The organism is Streptomyces sp. NPDC050842, assembly GCF_044456565.1.
Lineage (GTDB): Bacteria > Actinomycetota > Actinomycetes > Streptomycetales > Streptomycetaceae > Streptomyces.
Genome location: NZ_JBITGA010000004.1, coordinates 667,161 through 683,945 on the forward strand (window position 1 = coordinate 667,161; position 16,785 = coordinate 683,945).

Below are 16,785 nucleotides of genomic sequence, written 5' to 3' on the forward strand. Positions count from 1 at the left end.
TCAAGCGGCCGACGCGATCCTGCCCGCCGGAGTCACCGGCGGGCAAGGAACTTGAGCTGCTTCTGAGGTTGTGACCAGCGGTTTCGTAGACTTTGGTGCTTTCAGCGGTTTCGCTCTGCTCCGTTGGAGGATTCGGGCTTCTTGAAGCCGATGTCCTGGTAGCGGGGTGCGGCGAGGCCCCAGGCCCCCGCGTTCACGATCTCCGCCTTCGCCGCGACCAGCTGCGGACGCTGGTAGAGGGGGATGGAACCGGCCGCCGCCCAGATCCGGGCGTCCGCCTGGCGGACGAGCTCGCGGGCCTCCTCCTCGTCGAGCGTCCCGGCCGCCTGGTCGAAGAGCTGGTCGATGCGGTCGGTGCCGACCCGCGAGTAGTTCTGCTCGACCAGGAGCGAGCCGTCCGACGCGGGCTCGGGCTTGGCGAAGATGGGCCGGGCGTCGGTCGCCGGGAAGGCGGAGGCCGGCCAGGAGTAGAGGGCCAGGTCGTAGTCGCCCGCGGCGATGTGGTCCTTGAAGAAGCTGTCGTCCGAGACCGTGGTGACCTGTGTACGGATCCCCACCGCGTCGAGCATCCGGACGATCCGGTCGCCGACCGCGCGCAGCGACTCCGAGCCGGGCCCGGAGGGCAGGACGAAGCGGAGGCTGAGCGCCTTGCCGTCCTTGCCGAGGACCTTCGAGGCCTCGGGCGCGGTCACGGGGGCCGCGGTGCCGCGCGGGGCGTAGGCCCCGGCCACTCCCCGGTCCGGCTTGGCGACCGGGACCCCGGCCCGGGCGCCGGAGCCCGTACCGGTGTCGAGCGCCTCGGCCCGGGCGAGGAGCGCGGCGCGCTGGCGCGCGGCCGCGGCGGCCGGTGCGAGGACGTTGGTGCCGTTCTCGGGGCCCGCGGCGCCGATGACGGGGGCGGGGAGGGCCCTGGGGTCGCCCGGCTTGTCGTCGCCGACGACGTAGAGGCCCTCGTCGGATGCGGTGTCGGTCGCCTTCTTCTTGGCGTCGGTGGCGGTGGCGGCGTCGGAGGTGGCGGCCTTGTCGCCGGCCTTGTCGCCGGCCTTCTCTTTCTTCTCCCCCTCGGCCTGCTTCGCCTTCTTGTCGGCCTCGCTCCCCGCCTCGGTGCCGTCCTTCGCGGCGGCCGGCTTCCGGACCGCGCCGCCCGGGACCCAGCCCGCGTCGGCGAGGAGCGCCCGCGCCTCGCTGGTGTCCTGGTCGCCGAGGGCGTCGCTGCTGTCCGCGTACGCCGCCTGGCCGGCGAGGGCCAGATGGCTGCCGGGGGGCGTCGCGGGGAGACCGAGGGGCTTGAGTACGGATTCGGCCAGTTCCTGGCGGTTGATGGCGCGGGCCACCGCCCGCCGTACCCGCTCGTCGGCGAGCGCGCCGGACTCGCCGTTCAGCGAGAGCTGGGTGTAGGCGGGCTCCAGGGACTTGCGGACGACGAAGCCGGCGAGGGTGTCCTGCTCGTTCGCGTACCGGGCGACGGCCGTCTGGTTCTTCTCGCGGGCCGCCTGGACCTCCTCCGCCTTCTCCTCGTCGGAGCCGTAGGCGAGGGCCCAGGACTTCAGGGCCTTGGAGGAGGTGATCGCCGAGCCGGGGCCGTGGGCGAGGGCCGCCTGCGCGCCGTTCCGGCCGGCGCGGGCGTCCCGGAGCGCGAGGGCGATCCGTTCGGCCGTGGTGCGGTCGATCTCGGCCAGGTCGAGCTTGCCGGCGGCGAGGGATTCGGCGCGGTCGGCCCGCGGGACGGCCTTGAGGACGAGGCTGTCGAGCTTGGCGGACTGCCCCCACCAACGGGGGTTGCGGGCCAGGGTGACGTCGCCGCTCTTGCGGTCGATCGACTTCAGCAGGAACGGTCCTGCAGTGGCCTTGAGCGTGGTGCGCGCCCCGTCGTTGAAGGAGTTCGGGGACCCCATCACCTGCTTCGGGTAGAGCGGGGTGAAGAGGGACTGCCAGTCGGCGTAGGGCTTGGAGAAGGTGACCCGCACCTCCAGGTCGTTCCTGCCCTTCTCGATCTTCTCGATCCGCTCGTAGCCGGCGTTGCGGGCGGTCCAGTACGCGGTGTCACGGCCGCTCAGCGCCCGCCACTGGGCCACGAAGTCGGGGGCGCCGATCTCGCGTCCGTCGCTCCAGACCGCCTGCTGGTGGAGCTTGTAGAGGACGACCTGCTTCGGCTCGGTCTCGACGACCTGCGCGGACTCCAGGTAGTCCGGATTCAGCCGCGGCCGGCCGCGCTCGTCGATCGTGTAGAGGGAGGGGAGCACGGCCCCGGCGATGCGGGCGGTGGTGCCGTCGGCGTCGGCCTGGAAGCTGTTCAGGGTGGTGGGCAGCGCGTCGACGGCCCAGCGCAGGGTGCCGCCGTCGGCCACCTTGTCGCGCGCGGCGGGGGCGTTGTCCTGCGCGGCGGCCGGGGCCTCGTCGGCTTCGTCGCCGGAGCTGCAGCCGGCGAGCACGGTGACGGCGAGGACCGCACTGGTGAGGGTGGCGACGGAGCGGAGCGTGCGGGAGCGGGGGCTCCTGGAGCATGTCCTCCCGCGAGGGGCGCCGAACTGGGACATGACTTGTACCCCTTCGTCCAGATTTATGCCATTTGGAGATGATCAGACCTATTGCTCATACACTGAAAAGGACGGAGCGGATCCGGCCACGGCGACACGGCGGCACGTCCGGGAAACCCCACTCGTGCGGCCCAACGCCCCCGACCCGGGGCGCTCCGGACGAGTGGAAACCCGTGCACATGGCTTCCCAAGCGGGATGTGACGCGCGACACTCCTGCGGAAGCCGCTCGCGGAAGTGAGGGCAACCCATGTCCGTTCAGGACGATCTGGCGGCCGTCAAGCGCTGCCTCGAAGAGCTGGTCCGCACCGTCGGCCAGCTGGAGCGCTCCGTCACGGCGGAGCGGGGCCCGGCGCCGGCCGCCCGCGCCGAAAGCCTGGTGACCATCCCCGATGCCCCGTACGACAGCGGGCTGTGGACGGACACGGACGACGAGGGCCTGGGAGCACGCGACCGCCACGCGCCTTAGACCGCCACGCGCCCGGGCCGCCACGCGCCTGAGGACGTACCGGCAACCGACCGGAGGAGGGCCTGTTGGCCACAGGTACGGAACCGCCCGGGGCCGCGACGGGGGTGCGCTCCCCGGGGCGCGCCGCCATCGCCGCCCGCCATCTGCGCACCGACCGGTGGTGGCTCTCCCCCGCCGCCACCGCGGCCGGACTGCTCGCCTTCGTCGTGTACTCGACCTGGCGGGCGTTCGCCGCCGCCGACTACTACGCGGCCCCCTACGTCTCGCCGTTCTACTCGCCCTGTCTGGCGTCGAACTGCGTCCCCATGGAGGGCGGGCCGAACTGGGAGATCTTCGGCAGCTGGTGGGGCCTCTCCCCCGCCCTGCTGATCCTGATCTTCCCGCTCGGTTTCCGGCTGACCTGCTACTACTACCGCAAGGCGTACTACCGGGGCTTCTGGGCGTCTCCCCCGGCCTGCGCGGTCGCCGAGCCCCACCGTACGTACACGGGCGAGACCCGCTTCCCGCTGCTCCTGCAGAACGTCCACCGGTACTTCTTCTACGCGGCGCTGCCGGTCGCCGGCATCCTCACGTACGACACCGTGCTGACCTTCCGCGACGCCTCGTACGCCTGGGGGCACGCGGGGCTCGGGACGCTGGTCTTCCTCGTGAACATCGCCCTCATCTGGGCGTACACCCTGTCCTGCCACTCCTGCCGGCACATCGTCGGCGGCCGGCTGCGGCACTTCTCGAAGCACCCCGTCCGGTACCGGCTGTGGACCTGGACCGGGCGGCTGAACCGGTGGCACATGCAGCTCGCGTGGGCCTCGCTGATCAGCGTCGCCGTGTGCGACCTGTACGTGTACCTGCTCGCGACCGGCACCTTCGACGACCCGAGGTTCTTCTGACGTGAGGTTCTTCTGAGATGGCAGTGGTGGAGCGACAGCAGTGGGACGTGATCGTGGTCGGTGCCGGCGGGGCCGGACTGCGGGCCGCGATCGAGGCGCGCCGGGCGGGCGCCCGTACCGCCGTGATCTGCAAGTCCCTCTTCGGCAAGGCCCACACCGTCATGGCCGAGGGCGGAATCGCCGCCGCCATGGCCAACGCCAACGAGCACGACGACTGGAAGACGCACTTCCGCGACACCATGCGGGGCGGCAAGTTCCTCAACCAGTGGCGGATGGCCGAGCTGCACGCCCAGGAGGCCCCGGACCGGGTCTGGGAACTGGAGACCTGGGGCGCCCTCTTCGACCGGACCGCGGACGGCCGGATCTCGCAGCGCAACTTCGGCGGGCACGAGTACCCGCGCCTCGCTCACGTCGGCGACCGGACCGGGCTCGAACTCATCCGGACCCTCCAGCAGCGGATCGTCGGCCTCCAGCAGGAGGACCACCGCGAGACCGGCGACCACGAGGCACGGCTGAAGGTCTTCCAGGAGTTCACCGTCACCCGGGTCCTGAAAGGCGCGAACGGCCAGGTCGCCGGGGTCTTCTGCTACGAGCGGGAGAGCGGGCGCTTCCTCGTCCTGGAGGCGCCCGCGGTCGTCCTCGCGACCGGCGGCATCGGCAAGTCCTTCAAGGTCACCTCGAACTCGTGGGAGTACACGGGCGACGGGCACGCGCTGGCCCTGCTCGCGGGCGCGCCGCTGGTGAACATGGAGTTCGTGCAGTTCCATCCGACCGGGATGGTCTGGCCGCCCTCGGTGAAGGGGATCCTCGTCACCGAGTCCGTGCGCGGCGACGGCGGGGTGCTGCGGAACTCCGAGGGCGAGCGGTTCATGTTCGACTACGTCCCCGACGTCTTCAAGGAGAAGTACGCGCAGACGGAGGAGGAGGGCGACCGCTGGTACGAGGACCCCGACCACAACCGGCGCCCGCCCGAGCTGCTGCCGCGCGACGAGGTGGCGCGGGCCATCAACGCCGAGGTGAAGGCGGGGCGCGGCTCCCCGCACGGCGGGGTGTTCCTCGACGTGTCGACGCGGATGCCGGCGGAGGTGATCCGGCGGCGGCTCCCCTCGATGTACCACCAGTTCAAGGAGCTGGCCGACGTCGACATCACGGCGGAGGCCATGGAGGTCGGGCCGACCTGCCACTACGTGATGGGCGGCGTGGCCGTCGACTCCGAGACGGCCGCCACGGTCGGCGTGCCGGGGCTCTTCGCGGCCGGCGAGGTGGCGGGCGGCATGCACGGCTCCAACCGGCTCGGCGGAAACTCCCTCTCCGACCTGCTCGTCTTCGGCCGGCGGGCCGGGCTCTACGCGGCGCAGTACGCGATGTCCGGGGCGGGCGGGACGGTCGTGGCGGACGACATCGAGACGGCGGAGGCGGAGGCGCTGGCGCCGTTCGGCGGGGCGTCGGGCGTCGGGGCCTCGGGCGTCGGAGCGTCGGGCGTCGGGGCGTCGGGCGGGGGGCCTTCGGCGGGGGCGCCGTCGGCAGGCGCGCCGGAGAACCCGTACACGCTCCACCAGGAACTCCAGCAGACGATGAACGACCTCGTCGGGATCATCCGGCGGGAGGGCGAGATGGCCGAGGCCCTGGAGCGGATCGCCGCCCTGCGGGAGCGGGCCCGCCGGATCGGTGTCGAGGGACACCGGCAGTTCAACCCGGGCTGGCACCTCGCCCTCGACCTGCGGAACATGCTCCTCGTCGGCGAGTGCGTGGCCCGGGCGGCTCTGGAGCGCACCGAGTCCCGGGGCGGGCACACCCGGGAGGACCACCCGGCGATGGTGCGGGAGTGGCGCCCCGTGAACCTGCTGTGCCACGCCGACGGTGACGGCATCGGGCTCGAACGGATCCGTACCGAGCCGATCCGTCCGGACCTGCTCGCCCTCTTCGAGCAGGAGGAACTGGCCAAGTACCTCGCCGACGGTGAGCTGGAAGGGGAGCTGGGGGCATGAGTACGTACGACGCGCGGTTCCGGGTGTGGCGCGGCGACACCGACGGCGGCGAACTGACCGACTACACGGTCGAGGTGCACGACGGGGAGGTCGTCCTCGACGTCGTCCACCGGCTCCAGGCCACCCAGGCACCGGACCTCGCCGTGCGCTGGAACTGCAAGGCGGGCAAGTGCGGTTCGTGCTCGGCCGAGATCAACGGACGGCCCCGGCTGCTCTGCATGACCCGGATGTCGGTCTTCGCGCGGGACGAGGTGATCACCGTGACCCCGATGCGCGCCTTCCCGATCGTCCGCGACCTGGTCACGGACGTCTCCTTCAACTACGCGAAGGCCCGGGAGATCCCGGCCTTCGTCCCGCCTCCCGGGGTCGCCCCCGGCGAGTACCGGATGCGGCAGGAGGACGTGGACCGCTCGCAGGAGTTCAGGAAGTGCATCGAGTGCTTCCTGTGCCAGGACACCTGCCATGTGGTGCGCGACCACGAGGAGAACAAGGAGGCCTTCGCCGGGCCCCGCTTCCTCATGCGGGTCGCGGAGCTCGACATGCACCCGCTGGACGCGGCAGAGGAGGCCGGAATCGACCGGCGGCGGAGCGCGCAGGAGGAGCACGGGCTCGGCTACTGCAACATCACCAAGTGCTGTACGGAGGTGTGCCCGGAGTCCATCCGGATCACCGACAACGCGCTGATCCCGCTGAAGGAGCGGGTCGTGGACCGGAAGTACGACCCGCTGGTGTGGCTCGGCAACACGATCAGGCGGCGGAAGGGGTAGCGGACGCTGTGGGCGCTGCCGGTGCCGCGCCCGCGCTCCACCGGCCGAGGACGGGCTCGGCAAGGGTGCGGGCGGGGCCGCACAGCGTCTGGCCGTGGCGCGCGAACAGCTCGTCGCGCGAGTCGAAGCGGCCGAGGTCCGTGCGGAGGTGGGCGGAGAGGTCGCAGGGGGCGGTGGAGCCCGCGCACGCGGCCGGCGCGTCCCAGTCCACCGCGGTCCGGGCCACGGCCTCGAAGAGCGTCTCCGGACCGTGGTTGGTGAAGCTCTCTGTCGTCACCGCGCCCTGGGCCTCGAAGAGCTCCGCCACCGGCATCCAGGCGCCGTCGAGCAGGAACTCCGGCCAGGCCAGCAGGACTTCCTCGGGCACGAAGGGGCGCACCTTCGGGAAGCGCGGGTACCAGAACGCGCCGTCGACCAGCAGGCCCCGCACCCGGGTCGGCACTCCGATCGACCGGGCCACCGCCTCCAGGACCGCCATGCGCTGGCTGCACGAGCCTCGGCCGAGCCGCAGCGTCCGTGACACGCGGCGCCGGTCCTCCACCGAGTACACCGGCCGGACGGTCGGGACGATGATCCCGTGGGCCGTCCGGAGCCGGTCGCGCGCCGTCACCGCGCCCCGCTCGTCCGCCTCCCGCAGGACCCCCGCCACGAACGCGACGACCCGCGGGTGCTCCAGGTCCAGGATCGGCGTGGGGCGGGTGGACCCGGCGGCGGCATTGCCTGCGGTCCTGTCGGCGGTCTTGGCTGTGGCCTTGGCTGTGGCCTTGGCTGTGGTCCTGCCTGCGGTCCGGACGGGCATCAGCAGACGACTGGTCATGGCGTACTCCCCCTCGGTGTGCCGGCGCCTGGGGCCGACGGCCTCATCCTCCAGTGCGGGGTGGAGTTCCGGCCACCCGGGGGCGTAGTTGCCGCCGGGACGGGCCCCGCCCTACTGTGAATGCGCTTTCACAACTCGAACAGGACGGATGGTCGGCCGGTGAGTGCCCCCACGGTGTACGACGTCGCCGAGCGCGCGGGCGTCTCCATCGCCACGGTGTCGCGGGTGTACCGCAACCCCGACTCGGTACGCGAACAGACCCGCGACCGGGTCCTGGAAGCCGCCCGCGGCCTGGGCTACGTGCCGAGCGGCAGCGCGCGCGGCCTGGCCAGCCGGACCACGGGCGTGCTCGGGCTCTGCTTCCCCGACTACTCCGACCCGGACACGATCGGGATCGAGGACGGCGTCGAGGACGACGACGCCGCCATGCTCTACAGCGACCAGATCATCCGGGGCATGGAGCGGGCGGCCCGGCGGCACGGGTACGCGCTGCTGATCGCCGCCTCCCTGGAGGGCGGGCCGCAGACCCTCGTCAACCAGGTCGCGGGGCGGGTAGACGGCTTCGCCGTCCTCGCGCGGACCGTGCCGACCGAGGAGTTGGAGGTCATCTCGCGCCGCCTTCCGGTCGTCATGCTGGCGGGCCCCCGGGAGATCGACCACCTCGACCACATCGAGGTCGCCAACGCCGACGGGCAGCGCGCCCTCACCCGGCACCTGATCGAGGACCACGGGCTGCGGCGCCTGGTCTTCGTCGGCACGGCCGAGGAGTCGCCGGACGTCGAGGCGCGGTTCGCGGGGTACGCCGCCGCCTGCCGCGACGCCGGGCTCCCGGTGCCGGACGCCCCTGACGTACGGGCGCCCCTGATGACCCAGGCCGAGGGCGCCCGCGCGGCCGAGGCCCTGCTCGACCGGGGCGGCGAGTCGCCGCAGGCGATGGTCTTCGCCAACGACCAGATGGCGGTCGGCGCGCTCCAGGCCCTGGAGCGGCGTGGCCTGCGGGTCCCCGCCGACGTCGCCGTGACCGGCTTCGACGGCATCCCGCTGAGCCGCCTGGTCCGCCCCACGCTCACCACGGTCCGCCAGCCGACGCGCCGCCTGGGCGAGGAGGCCATCGAGCTCCTCGTCCGGCGCCTAAACGACCGCGAACGCACCCCGGAGTCCCTGATGCTGCCGGTGACGCTCGCGAAGCGGCAGAGCTGCGGCTGCTAGCTCGTGCCGGGCTGGGGCGGTTCGATGTTCGAGGCGCTGATGGTGCCGCTGTTCGTGCCGGAGACCGAGTGGTCCCCGCGCTCCTGGGGACGGACGCACCAGCGGTACGTCCGCTCCCAGATCGAACACGGTCTGGACGAGGCGCGGTACGGCTCTGCTCCAGCGCCCCTTCCGTACGGGCGGCTTTGCCGCGCGGGTGCGGCCGCTGCTCCGGAAGGAACGCTTCAGCATCTAGGGGGCTTGTCGATCAGGCCCGGCTCAGTGCCAGCCCTCGCGGTAGGCCGCCCAGTCCCCTTCCTCCGCGGCGAAGTCGACGTACAGCGCGACACCGAACCGCTCGCGGTCGTGGTCCGTGCGCCCGAGGCCGAGCCTCGTGCCGCGGATCGCGGCGGCGACGGTCTCCGCGTTCTCGTGGTGGCCGAGGTCGTCCTCGTGGAAGAAGGGGAGCCCCATGAGCAGGTCGGTGGATTCGGGTGTCACTTCGAGGGCGAGGCTCGTCTGCTGGGCGACGTAGCCGCCGTACAGGCCCTCCAGCGGCATCCACGTGTCGTACGACATCACCGCGATCTGGTCGACGCGCCGGGCGACCTGCCCGAAGAACTCCTGCGACCACCACTTCTCCCTGCCGGTGAGCGCGCCGTTGACGGTGTGCGCGGCCGGCACCGGGTCGATCTGGTGGGCGGCGACCGAGAGCGGCACCTTCCGGGCCCGGGTCAGCTCGCCCAGGTCGTCGAGGAGCGAGAGGTAGTTCCCGTCGTCGGAGAGCAGCGGCTCCAGGTCGAAGTGGACCCCGTCGAAGCCGGCGTCCAGGATCTGCCGGGCCGAGGTGACCACGGCCGCCCGGGATTCGGCCTTGTCCAGGCGCAGTCCGTCGGGTCCTTCCGTGGCGAGGACGTCGCCCAGCCACGCCTGCACCCGTATCCCGGGCATCGTGCGGTGGACCGCGTCGATCAGCCACTTCGCCCGGGGGTACTTGGCCGCCGGCAGGGTGCCGTCGTGTCGCAGCGGTCCGGCGTGGACGTACAGGTCGCGGATCCCGGTGCCCTTGATCCGCTCTGCGAAGGCCGCGAGGTCGGCGTCCTTCTTCCGCCCGTCGACCCAGGCGTGGCCGAGCCAGATGGCGTCCTTGCCCCGGGTCCGCGCGTCGTCCCTGACGTCTCCGGTGTAGTTGAGGCGCAGCGCGACCGCGCCGGTGAGCAGGGGCACGACGAGCAGCAGGACCAGCCCGAGGACGAACCATCGTCCCCGCCGCCATATGCCTCTCAACCGTCCGTTCACCCGAGTCCCCCAAGAGCCGTCGTGTCACTGGTGCCACCGTAGAGGCGGCCACAGACAGTGACGCCGGACAGCCTCGAACGGTTTCCGGATGGCATCGGTCCGGTCGCGGAGCCGCATACCCGGACATAACCTCCCATTTGTGACGCGAATAGCCACCCGAACCCTTCTCGCGGTACTGGTGGCGGCGTGGTGGCTCCTCGTGCCCGCCGTTCACGGTGCCCACGCCGACGACCCCGTCGTCCTGTCCCGCGAGGGGCAGATCACCGACCGGGTGGGAGCCCTCGGCGACCGCCGCGCCTCCGTGGCCCAGGCCCTCGACCGGCTCTACGACGACCGGCGGGTGCAGCTCTTCGTCGTGTACGTACGGGACTTCTCCGGGCGCTCGGCGCAGAGCTGGGCCGACGCCACCGCGGAGCGCAACGGCCTCGGAGTCGAGGACCTGCTGCTCGCCGTCGCCACCCACGACCGGCAGTACGGCTACTCCGCCGACCCGGCCTCACGCTTCACCCAGGAACAGCTGGACGACGTGGCCCGGACCGCGATCGAACCGCCCCTGCGGCAGAACGACTGGGCGGGCGCCGCCATCGGCGCGGCGAACGGCTACGACGCCGTCCTCGCCGGACTGCCCGTCCCCACCCCGGCGATCACCCCCGGGCCCGCCGACCCCGGCACCCCGGCCGACGACGGCACTTCGGCGACCGACCTGGTCCTGCCGGTGGTGCTGGTCGGCGGCGCGGGGGCCGTCGCGGCCTACGCGTACACCAAGCGGCGTCGGCGGACCGAGACCCGCACCACCCCGCAGGGCGGCCAGGGCTGGGGCGCGCCGAAGGAGCCCGCACTGCCGTCCCTGGAGGAGCTCGACGGGCAGGCCCGGGTGGCGCTGGTCGCCACCGACGACGCCGTCCGCACCAGCCAGGAGGAGCTCGGCTTCGCGTCCGCCCAGTTCGGCGAGGAGGCCGTGAAGCCCTTCACCGCGGCGGTCGCCTTCGCCACGGATCAGCTGACGGCTTCGTTCCGGCTGCGGCAGAAGCTCGACGACTCCTTTCCCGAGGACGACTCGACCCGCCGGGGCATGCTCGACGAGATCCTCCGGCGCTGCGCCGAGGCGGACGCGCGTCTCGATGCCGAGAGCGAGGACTTCGACCGGCTCCGGGCCCTGGAGCGGAACGCTCCCGAGGCGCTGGCCTCGGTCGAGGCCGCCTTCCGCGAGCAGACCGGGCACATGGGTATGGCCGATGCGGCGCTGACCGCGATGCGCGAGCGGTACGCGGACTCCGCCGCGTCCCCCGTCGCGGGCGACATCGAGCAGGCGAAGGACCGGCTCGTGTTCGCGACGACGCACATCAACCAGGCCCGCCAGCAGATCGACGCCGGGGACAACGGTGGGGCCGCCGTGCACATCCGGGCGGCCGAGGGTGCGGTGGCCCAGGCGGCCCGGCTCGTCGGGGCCGTGGACCGGCGGGCTCAGGAGCTGGCCGAGGCGGTGGGCAAGCTGCCGGGCGCGCTCTCCGAGACGGACGCGGACCTCGCGGACGCCCGCGGCCTGTTGAAGGGGACGGCCGAAGGGGTGTCCACCGCCGATCTCCAGGGCCGGATCGCCCGGGCCGAGTCGGTGGTCGCGGAGGTCCGGCGTGGCGTGGAGGCCGGCCGGTACGACCCGATCGACGCGCTGCGCCGGGTCGAGGAGGCCGACGCGGCGCTCGACGAGGCACTGGAGGGCGCACGGGAGCGCGAGTCGGGCACTCGGCGCGCCCGTGCGCTCCTCGATCAGGCGATGTTGACGGCCCGCTCGGCGATCGGAGCGGCCGCGGACTACATCACCACGCATCGGGGAGCCGTGGGCTCCGAGGCCCGTACGCGCCTGGCCGAGGCCCAGCGGCGCTGGGAGAAGGCGCGGGTCCTCGCCGATGCCGAGGACCCGCAGGCCGCCCTCGCGGAGGCCCAGCAGGCGGACGCGCTGGCCCGGCGTGCGCAGGGCCTCGCCGAGCAGGACGTCCGGACGTATGGGAACCCGAACGGCTTGGGCGGTGTAACAGGGGTGGGAGGAAGCGGTGGCGGCGGGCTCGGCGGTGCGGTGCTCGGCGGCATCATCCTCGGCGGACTGTTCGGCGGGGGAAGGGGAGGCGGACATGGGGGGTTCGGTGGAGGTTCGGGTGGCGGTTTCGGGGGCGGAGGTTTCGGCGGCGGGCCCGGCAGCTTCGGCGGCAGTGGCACGCGCGGCCGGCGGGGCGGCGGCGGCCGGTTCTGAGGACCGCGCGTTCCGTGTCCCCTTTTCTGTCCCTCTCAAGGAGAAGAGCCATGAGCAAGCAGACCGTTCTCGGCCGGGTCACCCAGCTGGCGAAGGCCAACATCAACGCGCTGCTGGACCAGGCGGAGGATCCGCAGAAGATGCTGGACCAGCTGATCCGGGACTACTCGAGCAACATCACGGAGGCGGAGGAGGCGGTGGCCGCGACGATCGGCAACCTCAGGTTGATGGAGCAGGACCACCAGGAGGACGTGGAGGCGGCGAAGGAGTGGGGTGGCAAGGCGCTGGCCGCCAGCCGGAAGGCGGACGAGCTGCGGGCCGGCGGGCAGGCGACGGAGGCGGACCGGTTCGACAATCTGGCGAAGGTGGCGCTGGGCCGCCAGCTCCAGTCGGAGAAGGAGGCGCGGACGGCGGAGCCGACGATCGCCTCGCAGACCGAGGTGGTGGACAAGCTCAGGACGGGCCTCGACCAGATGAAGGCCAAGCTCGGCGAGCTCCGGGCGAAGCGCGACGAGCTGGTCGCGCGGGCCAAGTCCGCGCAGGCGCAGAACCGCATGATGGACGCGGTGAAGAGCATCGACGTCCTCGACCCGACCAGCGAGCTGAGCCGCTTCGAGGACAAGGTGCGCCGGGAGGAGGCGAAGGCGATGGGCAAGCAGGAGCTCGCCGCCTCCTCGCTGGACGCCCAGTTCGAGCAGTTGGACGCGCTCGGCGACAGCGCGGAGATCGAGGCCCGGCTGGCCGCGCTCAAGGGCTGATCCGGTCCTGGCTCGGTCGGGCGGTGCGGTGCGCCGCCCGCCGTGGCCGGCGTCGGTCAGAACATGCTGAGGAGCTGTTCCACCGTGGGTTCCGCCGTCCCTTCGCCGTCAGGCAGCGCCAGTTCGAACCAGACGGTCTTGCCGCGCGGGGTGCGGCGGGATCCCCAGGAGGAGCTGAGCAGCCCGACCAGCTGGAGGCCGCGACCGCCCTCGTCGGTGTCCCGGGCCCGTCGGCGCCGCGGCTGGACCAGGCCCGCGTCCCAGACCTCGCAGACGAGGGTACGGTCGCGCAGCAGGCGCAGCCGGATCTCTCCCTCGCCGTAGCGCAGCGCGTTGGTGACGAGTTCGCTGACGAGGAGTTCGACGGTGTCGACGAGGGGTTCGAGGTCCCAGGCCTTCAGCTGGGTGCGGGCCAGTTCGCGGGCCCGGCCGACCGAGCGGGGCTCCCGGGGCAGCCGCCAGTCGCCCACGGCCTCGCTGGGCATGCCCTGGATCCTGGCCATGAGGAGGGCGATGTCGTCCTCGCCGTGCCCGGTGTCGAGGCTGGTGAGGACCCGGTCGCAGACGTCCTCGAGCGGGCGGGTCGCGTCGGTGAGGGCGCGCCGGAAGGCGCTGAGTCCCTCGTCCAGGGGATGGTCGCGGGACTCGACGAGCCCGTCGGTGTAGAGGGCGAGGAGGGCGCCCTCGGGCAGTTCGACCTCGACCTCCTCGAAGGGTTCGCCGCCGACCCCGAGCGGCATCCCGGGGGGTACGTCGAGCAGCAGGGCCTCCTCGCCGGGTTCGACGAGCAGGGGCGGGAGGTGGCCGGCGTTGGCGAAGGTGCAGCGGCGGGTGACCGGGTCGTACACCGCGTAGACGCAGGTGGCGAGGTAGACCTCGGAGAGTTCGGGGCCCCGGGACTTGTGCGTGCGGGACTGCTGGGTGCCGATGGGGGCGCCGAGGCCGCGGGCGATCTCGTCGAGGTGGGAGAGGACCTCGGCGGGCTCCAGGTCGAGTTGGGCGAGGGTTCGGACGGCGGTGCGCAGTTCGCCCATGGCGACGGCGGCGCGCAGGCCGCGGCCCATGACGTCGCCGATGACGAGGGCGGTGCGGTGGCCGGGCAGTTCGATGACGTCGAACCAGTCGCCGCCGACCTCGGTGGCGGTGGTGCCGGGGAGGTAGCGGCAGGCGATGTCGAGTCCCGCGGCCTCGGGGTCGCCGGGCGGGAGCAGGCTGCGTTGGAGGATGAGGGCCCGCTCGTGTTCGCGGCGGTAGAGGCGGGCGTTGTCGATGCAGACGGCGGCGCGGGCCGCGAGTTCGACGGCGAGGGCCCGGTCGCGTTCCCCGAAGGGCTCGCTGCCCTTGGTCCGGGAGAACTGGACGAGGCCGACGACGGTGTCGTGGGCGACCATCGGGACGACGAGCGTGGACTGGACGAGTTCGCCGTCGGTGCCCGGCACGGTCCGGATCCGTCCGGTCCGCAGCGCTCCGGCGCACGGCGAGTTGAACGGGTAGCGGTGGACGGCCCCGACCTCGATCGGTACGGGTCCGCAACAGCCGCTGCCCGGTCCGTGCCCCTCGTCGGTTCTGAGGGGGGTGTCGGCGACGGCGCTGGCGAAGGCGACCCTGCGGAGTTCGGCGCTGCCCGCGCCGTAGCCGACGTCGTGGGAGCTGCCCCACCTGCCCGGCGGTGCTTCGTCTCCGGTCAGCAGGCCCTGGTAGAGGTCGACGGAGGCGAGGTCGCAGAAGCCGGGGACGGCGACGTCGAGGAGTTCGCGGGCGGTGGCCTCCAGGTCGAGGGAGTTGCCGATGCGGGCGCCGGCCTCGTTGAGGAGGGCGAGGTTGCGGCGGGCGCTGGCGGCCTCGCGGGCGGCGTTGTGGCGGCGGGTGACGTCGATGCCGAGGCCGGCGACGCCGATCGGCCGGCCCGAGCCGCTGTGCACGCGGTAGAGGTTGATGGACCAGTGGCGGCGGTCGCGGGCGCCGGGGGCGGCGCCGACGATCTGGAGGTCGGTGACGGACTCCCCGGTCTCCAGGACCCGTCGGAGGGCGCTGGTCATCCGGTCGGCCTCGGACCGGGCGAGGTAGTCGTGGACGGTCCGGCCGCGGTGGTCGTCGGCCGAGCCGCCGAAGACCGTGGCGAAGCGCTGGTTGGCCCGCTTCACGGTGAGGTCGGTCCCGAAGAGGAGAAAACCGAAGGGAGATTGGCCGAAAATCGCCTGGGAGGCGGCGAGGTCCGTCTCGATGCGGCGGAGGGCGCGTACATCGACGACGATGCACAGCGCGGCCCGCTCCCCCGACTCGGTCTCGCTCGGCATGACGTACATCTCGGCGATGCCCTGGGGGTGCTCCTCGCCGGGCATGCGGAAGGGGACGAGGCCCGTCCACTCCTTGCCGTCGAGGATCTCCTTGACCCGCCGATGACCGCGCTCGCGCAGGTCGGCGGGCATGAAGGCCTCGACCGGGTCCTTGCCCCTGGCCTCCTCGGCGCTCACGCCGAAGAGGTCCACGGCTCGCCTGCTCCACTGCTCGACGAGGCCGTCGGGCCCGATCGAGAAGGACGCGACCCGGATGTAGTCATAGATGGAGCCGGGCGGGCTGCTCTGCCACACGAAGCCGCTCGCCGTCTCGGATATCTCGCTCACGCGACCGTCCCCTCCAGCTCACCGCACCGGACCGGCCATGCCCGCAGTATTCAATACGGCAGGCCCCGACGGCACGACGTTCACGATCACAGGGTGGTCTCGTTCGCTTCGGACCGAGTGCAGGTGATCGTTGTCCCACCCTGTTTACTCACCAGGGAGAGCCAGCTCGAACCATACGGTTTTGCCCGTCCTTCCTTTACGGGTCCCCCAGCGCCGTGCGGAACAGGCCACCAGACCGAGTCCGCGGCCCCCCTCGTCCTCCGGTCCGGCGGGTCGTTCCGTCGGGGGATCCGGAAGTGGATCCGATACCTCCACGAGCAGCGCAGGGTGCGGGGAGGGTTCGGCTCCGTCGAGTCGGGGGCGGACCAGACGGACACCGATGGGGCCGGAGGCGTAGCGCAGGGAGTTGGTCACCAGCTCGCTGACCAGCAGGACGGTCACATCACCGAGGGCCGCGTCGAGCTCCCAGGCCCGCAGGGTCTCGCGCACCGCGTGGCGGGCGGTACGCACGGCATTGGCCTCTGCCGGGAAGTACCACTCGGCACAGTCGCCGTCGGTGTCGATCACACCCGATCACTTCCCCAGCCGTGTGTCAGCAGGAAGGCCCACGTCCCCTTCCAGGGGATCAATCAGGACATACCCGCTATTTGGTGCGGGATATCGTGTCGGGCGCAGCCATGGGCGCACGGTGGCACGAACGGCGTAGAGACTCAGTCGCGCGCTCCGTCTGCGGGAGCCGTCGGGAGCCGCAGCGCGGCCTCGGCGACGGCCGGGCGGTCCTGGTCGAGCCAGTCGACCGAGTCCAGCTCGTGCCGGGCGAGCCAGCGCAGCTCGTCATGGTCCTCCAGCGGGCGGGGCTCACCGGAGAGCAGCCGGGCGGTCCACACCCGCAGGACGTATCCGGGCTTCAGCGGCCACTCGCCGGGGATGCGCTCACCCGGTTCGGTCTCGACGCCGAGCTCCTCGCGCAACTCCCTGACCAGGGCTTCTTCGGGGCTCTCGCCCGGTTCGAGCTTACCGCCGGGGAGTTCCCAGCGGCCGGCGAGCTCGGCGGGGGCGCTGCGGCGCGCGGCGAGCAGGCGCCCTCGGTCGTACACGGCCCCCGCGACGACGACCACGACACCGGGGTCGGTGCCGTGGTGGTGCCCGTGGGGAGCGGTGGGGTCGGTGGTGCGTTCCGTCATGGGCGCGAGCGTAGCCCGGGG

General features: G+C 72.5%; 13 protein-coding genes and 1 pseudogene. 8 read left to right on the forward strand and 6 right to left on the reverse strand.

The window, feature by feature from the left end:
* Positions 1–101 precede the first annotated feature (101 nt).
* Positions 102–2,537 (reverse strand): ABC transporter family substrate-binding protein, encoded by a 2,436-nt coding sequence (locus ACIBG6_RS16120; protein WP_399223199.1) that lies wholly within the window; start codon positions 2,535–2,537, stop codon positions 102–104.
* Between the two features lie 248 nt (positions 2,538–2,785).
* Here ACIBG6_RS16120 and ACIBG6_RS16125 point away from each other — a divergent pair, with 248 nt between their 5' ends.
* The 4 genes from ACIBG6_RS16125 to ACIBG6_RS16140 all read left to right on the forward strand — a co-directional run bounded on the left by ACIBG6_RS16125 (position 2,786) and on the right by ACIBG6_RS16140 (position 6,646).
* The gene (locus tag ACIBG6_RS16125) at positions 2,786–3,004 is read left to right on the forward strand and encodes a hypothetical protein (RefSeq protein ID WP_399223200.1); all 219 of its coding nucleotides are present in this window, start codon (positions 2,786–2,788) and stop codon (positions 3,002–3,004) included.
* A gap of 65 nt (positions 3,005–3,069) precedes the next feature.
* Positions 3,070–3,891, forward strand: coding sequence for a hypothetical protein (locus tag ACIBG6_RS16130; RefSeq protein ID WP_399223201.1), 822 nt, complete (start codon positions 3,070–3,072; stop codon positions 3,889–3,891).
* 17 nt (positions 3,892–3,908) lie between these two features.
* The gene (locus ACIBG6_RS16135) at positions 3,909–5,879 is read left to right on the forward strand and encodes a fumarate reductase/succinate dehydrogenase flavoprotein subunit (protein ID WP_399223202.1); all 1,971 of its coding nucleotides are present in this window, start codon (positions 3,909–3,911) and stop codon (positions 5,877–5,879) included.
* Positions 5,876–6,646: a succinate dehydrogenase/fumarate reductase iron-sulfur subunit gene (locus tag ACIBG6_RS16140; RefSeq protein ID WP_399223203.1), complete on the forward strand. Its 771-nt coding sequence runs from the start codon at positions 5,876–5,878 to the stop codon at positions 6,644–6,646. The genes ACIBG6_RS16135 and ACIBG6_RS16140 overlap by 4 nt, the downstream gene beginning before the upstream one ends.
* On the opposite strand, the gene ACIBG6_RS16145 is transcribed toward ACIBG6_RS16140, so the two are convergent.
* Positions 6,627–7,463, reverse strand: a complete 837-nt coding sequence (locus ACIBG6_RS16145) for a transglutaminase domain-containing protein (RefSeq protein WP_399223204.1) — start codon at positions 7,461–7,463, stop codon at positions 6,627–6,629. The genes ACIBG6_RS16140 and ACIBG6_RS16145 overlap by 20 nt on opposite strands.
* A 120-nt stretch (positions 7,464–7,583) precedes the next feature.
* On the opposite strand from ACIBG6_RS16145, the gene ACIBG6_RS16150 reads away from it, so the two are divergent.
* Complete coding sequence (locus ACIBG6_RS16150; RefSeq protein WP_399223205.1) at positions 7,584–8,672, forward strand: LacI family DNA-binding transcriptional regulator; 1,089 nt, start codon at positions 7,584–7,586, stop codon at positions 8,670–8,672.
* A pseudogene (locus ACIBG6_RS16155) lies at positions 8,673–8,852 on the forward strand (hypothetical protein); the annotation flags it as partial. It abuts the gene before it with no gap.
* A gap of 78 nt (positions 8,853–8,930) precedes the next feature.
* Here ACIBG6_RS16155 and ACIBG6_RS16160 read toward each other — a convergent pair.
* Positions 8,931–9,938, reverse strand: coding sequence for a hypothetical protein (locus tag ACIBG6_RS16160; RefSeq protein ID WP_399223206.1), 1,008 nt, complete (start codon positions 9,936–9,938; stop codon positions 8,931–8,933).
* Positions 9,939–10,089: 151 nt separating this feature from the next.
* Here ACIBG6_RS16160 and ACIBG6_RS16165 point away from each other — a divergent pair, with 151 nt between their 5' ends.
* Positions 10,090–12,198, forward strand: a complete 2,109-nt coding sequence (locus ACIBG6_RS16165; protein ID WP_399223207.1) for a TPM domain-containing protein — start codon at positions 10,090–10,092, stop codon at positions 12,196–12,198.
* A 50-nt stretch (positions 12,199–12,248) separates the two neighbouring features.
* Positions 12,249–12,956, forward strand: a complete 708-nt coding sequence (locus tag ACIBG6_RS16170; protein WP_399223208.1) for a PspA/IM30 family protein — start codon at positions 12,249–12,251, stop codon at positions 12,954–12,956.
* 56 nt (positions 12,957–13,012) lie between these two features.
* On the opposite strand, the gene ACIBG6_RS16175 is transcribed toward ACIBG6_RS16170, so the two are convergent.
* The 3 genes from ACIBG6_RS16175 to ACIBG6_RS16185 all read right to left on the reverse strand — a co-directional run bounded on the left by ACIBG6_RS16175 (position 13,013) and on the right by ACIBG6_RS16185 (position 16,764).
* Entirely contained in the window at positions 13,013–15,580 is a 2,568-nt protein-coding gene (locus ACIBG6_RS16175) for a SpoIIE family protein phosphatase (RefSeq protein ID WP_399223209.1), read from the reverse strand.
* 144 nt (positions 15,581–15,724) lie between these two features.
* The gene (locus tag ACIBG6_RS16180; protein WP_399223210.1) at positions 15,725–16,147 is read right to left on the reverse strand and encodes an ATP-binding protein; all 423 of its coding nucleotides are present in this window, start codon (positions 16,145–16,147) and stop codon (positions 15,725–15,727) included.
* A gap of 143 nt (positions 16,148–16,290) precedes the next feature.
* Positions 16,291–16,764, reverse strand: a complete 474-nt coding sequence (locus ACIBG6_RS16185) for a (deoxy)nucleoside triphosphate pyrophosphohydrolase (RefSeq protein WP_399223211.1) — start codon at positions 16,762–16,764, stop codon at positions 16,291–16,293.
* Positions 16,765–16,785 lie beyond the last annotated feature (21 nt).